The sequence below is a fragment of the Falsiroseomonas tokyonensis genome (assembly GCF_019024325.1).
Taxonomy (GTDB): domain Bacteria; phylum Pseudomonadota; class Alphaproteobacteria; order Acetobacterales; family Acetobacteraceae; genus Falsiroseomonas; species Falsiroseomonas tokyonensis.
This window is the reverse complement of the sequence record NZ_JAFNJS010000032.1, coordinates 1-4186: the sequence shown is the minus strand read 5'-3', so window position 1 is coordinate 4186 and position 4186 is coordinate 1. Positions and strand designations below refer to the sequence as shown.

The 4186-nt window shown below is 67.5% G+C and carries 6 protein-coding genes; all 6 read right to left on the bottom strand.

Annotation, left to right across the window (positions count from 1 at the left end; genetic code table 11):
- On the bottom strand, positions 1-421 hold a 421-nt coding region (lspA, locus tag J3S20_RS29700; RefSeq protein WP_216840541.1), incomplete at its 3' end, for a signal peptidase II.
- 17 nt (positions 422-438) lie between these two features.
- Positions 439-1161: a cytochrome c biogenesis CcdA family protein gene (locus tag J3S20_RS29695; protein WP_216840540.1), complete on the bottom strand. Its 723-nt coding sequence runs from the start codon at positions 1159-1161 to the stop codon at positions 439-441.
- Complete coding sequence (gene lnt / locus J3S20_RS29690; protein WP_216840539.1) at positions 1151-2746, bottom strand: apolipoprotein N-acyltransferase; 1596 nt, start codon at positions 2744-2746, stop codon at positions 1151-1153. The genes J3S20_RS29695 and lnt overlap by 11 nt, the downstream gene beginning before the upstream one ends.
- Positions 2747-2909: 163 nt before the next feature.
- Entirely contained in the window at positions 2910-3377 is a 468-nt protein-coding gene (locus tag J3S20_RS29685) for a copper chaperone PCu(A)C (RefSeq protein ID WP_216840538.1), read from the bottom strand.
- Positions 3374-3685 (bottom strand): TFIIB-type zinc ribbon-containing protein, encoded by a 312-nt coding sequence (locus J3S20_RS29680; RefSeq protein ID WP_216840537.1) that lies wholly within the window; start codon positions 3683-3685, stop codon positions 3374-3376. Before J3S20_RS29680 ends, J3S20_RS29685 begins: the two co-directional genes overlap by 4 nt.
- A 12-nt stretch (positions 3686-3697) precedes the next feature.
- Positions 3698-4186: cation diffusion facilitator family transporter (locus J3S20_RS29675; protein ID WP_216840536.1), on the bottom strand; the 489-nt coding region annotated here is incomplete at its 5' end.

Genomic DNA, 4186 nt, shown 5'->3' with positions numbered 1-4186 from the left:
CGAGGATGAGCAGGGCGACACCGCAGACGATGGCGACATCTGCCATGTTGAAGGTTGGCCAGTGCCAGCCCGCGTAATGTGCGTCGAGGAAGTCGACGACCGCCCCGATGCGCAGCCGGTCGATGGCATTCCCGAGAGCGCCGCCGATGACGAGGCCGAGCGCCAGGGCCTCCAATCTTGATGCCGAGCGCCAAAGCCAGCGCAGCAGGAAGGCGGTGATGGCGAGGGTGACCAGCACCAGCACCCAGGCGGCACCGGCTGCACTGTCGGCAAACATGCCGAAGGTCACGCCGGTGTTGAAGCCGAGCCGCAGGTTCAACACGGGCAGCACCGTGATGCCCTCGCTGTAGGGCGGCCAAAGGGCACCGAGCGCCCATACTTTGGTGGCCTGGTCCACCGCACCGGCGGCCAGTGCCGCCATGATCCCGATCAAGCGCATCAGCCAAGCCTCAGCAGGAAGGGAAAGGTCTGGACGAACCATCCGGCGATGCTGGTCATCTCGCCCATCATCATCAGGACGCCCATCGCCGCCATGACGAAGCCAGAGGCGACTTGCGCTCCGCGGCCGAAGCCACGCCATTGCCGCAACGTCGCCGCGGCCGCAGGCAGGTAGAAGGCGACCAGCAGGAAAGGCACGCCCAGCCCCAACGAGTAGGCCAGCAGCAGCGGTGCCCCTGCGCCATCACCCTGAATAGCCGCGACCGCCAGCACTGCACCGAGGACAGGGCCAATGCAGGGCGTCCAGGCAAAGCCGAAGGAGACGCCAAGCAGCGCCGCGCCGCCGGGCGTGCCGCCCGCTGCGAAGGCGGGCAGCCGCACGTCCCGTAGCAGCCAGGAGGGGCGCAGCGCACCGATCTGCACCAAGCCAAAGGCCAGGACCAGTGCCCCGCCGGCGACCTGGAACTCCAGGCTCCAGCGCCGCAGCCATTGCGACAACGCCGAGGCACCGAGCCCGAGCAGCACGAAGACCAGCGAAAAGCCTAGGACGAAGCTGGCACCCAGCAGCATGGCGCGGCTTCGTGGCGGCGCATCCCGCACGCCGGTGCCGCAGGCGTAGGCCACCCAGCCCGGAACCAGCGGCAGCACGCAGGGCGACAGAAAGGAGACCAGGCCGCCACCGAAGGCCAGGAGCAGGCCGAGGGCCGAGAATTCAAGCGTCATGCGGCTCGTCTCCCCTGCGGGTCGCGGCTAAGCCTGCCAGCCCTGTGAACAGGACCGCCAGCAGCGGCCAGTCTCCGAAGCTTGCGTAGGGCGTTCGGCTCGGCAACGCTCCAGGCAGCGCCACGTCCATTACGCCCCGCGTGCCGAGTGCCATCTGCTGCCGCATCCGCCCGTAGGCATCGGTGACAAAGGAAACTCCGCCATTCGCAACGCGCACCATCGGTAATCCAAGCTCCACCGCGCGCATCTTGGCCGCAAGCGCATGCTGATGCGGCCCCCAGGAGCGGCCGAACCAAGCGTCGTTGGTGAGGGTCAGAATCCAACCTGCGTCGCGTGCTGTTCCACCGCCGCCACCAGGAAAGATTGCCTCGTAGCAGATCAGTGTCATGGCGGCGGGCAAGCCATGAACCGGCAATGGCGCGGCGTCCGTGCCCGGCGAGAAATCCACTGCGCCGTTCGTCAGCTTCGGCACCCCCGGTAGCCACGCGCGGAAGGGCACGTATTCGCCGAAGGGCACCAGCCGCATCTTGTCGTAGGCCGACAAGATCCGGGCCGTGCCATCGAGGACCAACACGCTGTTCCGCATCGAGGGCTGCCCGGCGACATCCAGCCCGCGTCGCACCCCGCCGGTCACGAGGGCGCCCCGCGGCGGCACCACAGCGGCGATTGCCGCGCGAACGGCAGGCTCCTCTGCGATCAGGTAGGGAACTGCCGTCTCGGGCCAAAGCAGATGCGTCGGTTCTGCGCCCAATGCTCCCGGCGTACGGCTGAGAGCAAGAAGATCGGCGAGGATGCGGGCCCTTTCCGAGGGCGCCCATTTGAGGGACTGCGCCACCTCGGGCTGCACCAGGCGCAGCCGAACATCCGGCAGGTCCGGTGGCGGCGGCACCGCGAGCCTTGCAGCGCCGCTGGCCCACAGCAGCGCCACGCAGCAGGCTGCGAGGCCGAACGGCCAGACCCGCCGAGCGGAAAGCGCGAAGGCTGGCAGTGCTGCGAGGAGGATGGTCGCCAGACTGAGGCCATGAATCCCGATGAAGGCGGCAAGCTGAAGGGGCGCGTCGGCGAAGCCCCAGGCATGCCCCGCAAGATTCCATGGAAAGCCGGTCAGGACCGTCCCGCGCAGCCATTCACCCGTCGTCCAGCAGATCGTGAATGCGATGAGAAGACGCGGACCACGCCCGGGGCCCGCCAAGTAACGCGCAGCCGCGAGCGATAAGGCGGGAAACAGGGCCAGACCCGCCGACAACGCCACGAGCGCCGGAAGGGCGAGCGCACCGAAGGTCTCGGCATCCACGGCGAATGCCTCGGTGATCCAGCCAAGCCCGACCGTGAAGTTGCCGATGCCGAACAGCCAACCAAACAGGAAGGCGCCTTGGACCGAGCGCGTCCGCTCCAGCAGCAGAAACAACCCGCCGAAGCCGAGAAGGAAGGCCGGCAGAAGGTACAGCGGCGCGAAAGCGAGCGGCGTCATAGCCCCGAGAGCGAGTGCGGCCGCCTTCGACCGCACCCCAATCCGGAGCAGCGTCGATGTCGAAGCGCCAACCGATGCGGTGTCGGCCGCTGCAGCCAGCGGGCCAGCCTTCATCTTTGCTCCGTCGCACGCGCCCTCCGCGCCTCCGCCTGTTCGTCCATCCGCGCTATGGTGATGGCGAAGAACACGGCTACGAGGGTGAAGAGTACTGCAAGGATGGCGCGCGACCGGCGCTTTTGGGCACGGATGCGGAGGGCATCGGGCGACGTGTCATCGTTCAATGGTCATGACCTCGGAGTTCAACAGGGACCTCGCCGGCCTGCGCAAACCGAAGGAACACCCGGATCATGTTGCCCGCCCCGAGAGGCTGACGCAGTCCATTCAGCGCAAGGTATGGCCCGCCGGGTTCCAGTGTGAGAGTTTCGCCCGTGAGAATGGGAAGCCCCTCGGTTGGGGGACGGAATGCGCCGGCAGCGATCGGATCGCGCTCCAGCACGCGTATTGCCTCGACGTCGGGTGACCAGGCGGAGACTAAAAGATCTGCTGTCGCGCCGGCATTGCGGACGATGAAAAATCCCTGACTTTCGCGAGCTTCAGGCGGCACGGCTCGCGCCCACGCGCCGCTGACGACGACCGACCCCCCCTGTCCATCCTGCGCCTCGGCCGAGCGCGACGAGATTGCCCGCCAGGCCAAGGCAATCGCCATCACCAGCCAGCGGCGTTGGGGTTCATGCAGGTCCTTCAATCGAACATCTCCTGCAACCAAGACTTTCGGCGTCCATGTTGGGCTTGCTTTTCATGGCCTCCATGCTTCTCACGGTGCCCACCTTCCGGCCGCCATCCACTCGCGTTCGGCGCGGTCCAGGCTGAATTTGGCGCGGCGGGCGCCGCGGGCGCGGCAGGCGCGGTCTCCGCACGCTCGATGATCTTGTCCAGCTCTCCGCGGTCCAGCCACACGCCGCGGCAGCTCGGGCAATAGTCGATCTCAATGCCAGCGCGGTCGCTCATTGTTAGAACGGTGCCGCAGCGCGGGCAGTCGAAAGGAACGGTCATGTGGTCAGATCCTCAGTGGCTGCCGGCGACAAGGCCGCCAGGTGGATCGACCTGCGTGGTGACGTGGTCGATGGCGTAGCGTTCGCGCAGCCGTGCCGCGACCAGCGCCGGCAGCGCCAGCGGGTCGGCACCGGCCTCGGGGACGACATGCACTGTGGCGACGCTGCTCTCATCGGTCAGCGTCCAGGCATGGAAATGTCCGGCCTCGGAAATTCCGGGGAGAGTGGCGAGATCGGCTTCGGCAGCACGGGCATCCAGACCGCGTGGGACGGCCTGCAGCAGCACGCGGATCGATTCAGACACCAGCCCCCAGGCGGACCGCACGACGAGCACGGCGACCAGGACCGACAGGATCGGATCCAGCAGACTCCAGCCGGTCAGCATGATGCCGATGGCAGCACCGATCGCGCCGACCGAACCAAGCAGGTCGCCCAGTACATGCAGCATCGCACCGCGCAGGTTGCTGTCACCCTGGTCACCGCGGCGCAGGATCAGGGCACC

Bases quoted from the DNA above. Each gene is read 5' to 3' on its own strand.
- lnt (WP_216840539.1), bottom strand. From the start codon at position 2,746: ATGAAGGCTGGCCCGCTGGCTGCAGCGGCCGACACCGCATCGGTTGGC.
- J3S20_RS29680 (WP_216840537.1), bottom strand. From the start codon at position 3,685: ATGACCGTTCCTTTCGACTGCCCGCGCTGCGGCACCGTTCTAACAATG.
- J3S20_RS29695 (WP_216840540.1), bottom strand. From the start codon at position 1,161: ATGACGCTTGAATTCTCGGCCCTCGGCCTGCTCCTGGCCTTCGGTGGC.